This is a genomic window from Candidatus Accumulibacter vicinus (genome assembly GCF_000584955.1).
GTDB classification, from domain to species: domain Bacteria; phylum Pseudomonadota; class Gammaproteobacteria; order Burkholderiales; family Rhodocyclaceae; genus Accumulibacter; species Accumulibacter vicinus.
In genome coordinates this window covers 164,194-166,288 of sequence record NZ_JDSS02000018.1, presented here as the reverse complement: position 1 = coordinate 166,288, position 2,095 = coordinate 164,194, and the positions used below count along the sequence as shown (strand labels likewise).

At 65.3% G+C, this 2,095-nt stretch carries 3 protein-coding genes; all 3 read right to left on the bottom strand.

Features of this window, described 5'->3' with window-relative positions:
- On the bottom strand, positions 1-1,055 hold a 1,055-nt coding region (locus CAPSK01_RS05710), incomplete at its 3' end, for a YcxB family protein (RefSeq protein WP_034923570.1).
- A 47-nt stretch (positions 1,056-1,102) separates the two neighbouring features.
- Positions 1,103-1,456 (bottom strand): arsenate reductase (glutaredoxin), encoded by a 354-nt coding sequence (gene arsC / locus CAPSK01_RS05705; RefSeq protein WP_034923567.1) that lies wholly within the window; start codon positions 1,454-1,456, stop codon positions 1,103-1,105.
- Between the two features lie 54 nt (positions 1,457-1,510).
- Positions 1,511-2,095: CBS domain-containing protein (locus CAPSK01_RS05700; RefSeq protein ID WP_273703173.1), on the bottom strand; the 585-nt coding region annotated here is incomplete at its 5' end.

Below are 2,095 nucleotides of genomic sequence, written 5' to 3'. Positions count from 1 at the left end.
AAACGGATCGCCGCGCCGGCAAAGGCCAGGGCCACCCACCATGGCGGCAGGTAGTAAATGGCCTGGCGCCATTCCTTGGGCAGGAAATCCATCGCCGCACCGGCCGCGTGGAAGAGGAGCAGGTACAGCGCCTCGACCGCCACCTGCACGGCCGCCAGCACGGTCAGCAGCGCCAGCGTCTGCCGCTGACGCCCGGCCAGGCAGGCGACACACCAGGCAGCGAAGAGCATCATCGGCACGTGGAACAAGGCGCCCGGCAAGCCTTCTTCAGAAAACACGCCGCGCGAGCCGACACGCAGCAGCGCCTCGACGACGGGCAGGACGATGCCGAGCGCCGTCAAGGCGATGAACTGCGACCACGACGCTGACGGACGGCGCGACGGCAGGGGGAGGAACGCGGCCAGACGCAGCCCCAAGCGCAGATACAGGAGGAAACCGTGCCAGGCGCCAGGTCTGTTGGCCGACCCGCCGCCGGCAACGGCAACGGTCGGGTCGCGCGGCGCGTTGCCGGGCCTGTCGGTTGGTGCCGGCGCGCTGGCGATCCGCGCCCGCAGCAGCGCAACGAAATCGGCCTGCTCGGCAGGCGACGCGAAAGCGCTTTCCGGGACCGGGATGAAGCTGACGTCGTCGAGGTAGATCAGGACATGCCCGCAGGCGGTTTCGAGCGACCGAATCGCTGGCCAGGCAACGAAGGTCGTGCCGTCGTCGTTTGCCCAGCGCAGGCCGTCGTCCCCGACTTCCAGGATACGCGGCCGGCGGACAAGACAGCTTCCTTTGGCGATGCGATCCAAGATCTCGTTCTGGAACAGTGCCTGCTGGATGCCAAGCAGAACGATCCCGACGAGCAGCGCCAGCGCCGGCCACTTTCCCTCACGGTTGCCCAGCCAAGCCTCGCTGACCAGCAGCACGACGGCCGCGCAGACCAGTATCAGAGTGGCCTGATACGCTGCCCGGCGCGCCCACGAAGATCGCTGGCGCATCAGGCGCTGCTGGTTGTGCTTCAAGAGCGCCGCATAATGATCGGCGCCGAGTTCGTAGGCTATTGTGTTAGGCATCCGACTCCTCTGCGAAAGGACTTTGCAGGAGCAATCCCGAGCACTTGCTACAGCAGCTCGAGCACCTTCTCCGGCGGCCGACCGAGCACTGCCCGGTCACCGCGCACGACGATCGGACGCTCGATCAGAATCGGGTGCGTTACCAGCGCCTCCAGCCATTCGTCGTCGCTCAGGGGGCGTCCAGCGTAGTGCTCCTTGAACACTGCTTCACCGCGACGCACCAGTTCCGATGGCCGCATGCCGAGTTTTCGCAGGAGTTGGCGCAGCTCTTCGTGGCTTGGCGGCGTCTTCAGGTAGTCGACGATCTCGGCATCGATACCCTTTTCGGCAATCAGCTGACATGCTGCGCGACTCTTCGAACAGCGGTTATTGTGGTAGATGCGGACGGACGCATGGCTCATCTGCTTTCCTCAGGCAAAAGACGATCGGGAATGGTGACGCCGCAGGCAGGCGGCCTAGCGCCACAGACTCAGCGGCGGATCGGTAATGATCGCACGCAGGATGTCGCTGCGCGACACGAAACCGACCAGCACCTGCGTTTCATTGACGATCGGCACGCCATCGACCTGGTGTTCAAGCATCACCCAGGCGATCCGCCGGATGTCGGTGACCGGGTCGGCGCTGACCACGGGCGTCGTCATCACGTCGCTCACCTTCCTCGCCAGCACATCGCGCACGCGCCCGTCTTCGACGTTGACAACGGTCAGCAGGTCGCGCTCGCTGACGATCCCCACCAGTCGGTAAGTCGGGTCGAGCACCGGCGCCTGGTGGATGCGACGTTCGAGCAGTATGCGCCACGCCCGCTCGACGGGATCGCTGCTGGTCACCGAAACGATCTGCCGTTGCATGATCTGATAGGCATGGTACAGCGGACCCCGCTCAGGGTCGTTGCGCAGCATTGCCCGGTAAGCGCTTACGGCCTGCGCCGCGGGAGCGCTAAAGACGGGTGCTGGCTGGTCGTCGGCAATGGGGCGGACAGCGGAGCCCCGATGAACCCCGGCAACATCCTTGAGTCCTTCGAACGTACCCTGGTAGATTGG

What these genes read in the sequence shown, in the direction of transcription:
- arsC (WP_034923567.1), bottom strand. Translation starts at nt 1,456, where the DNA reads ATGAGCCATGCGTCCGTCCGCATCTACCACAATAACCGCTGTTCGAAG.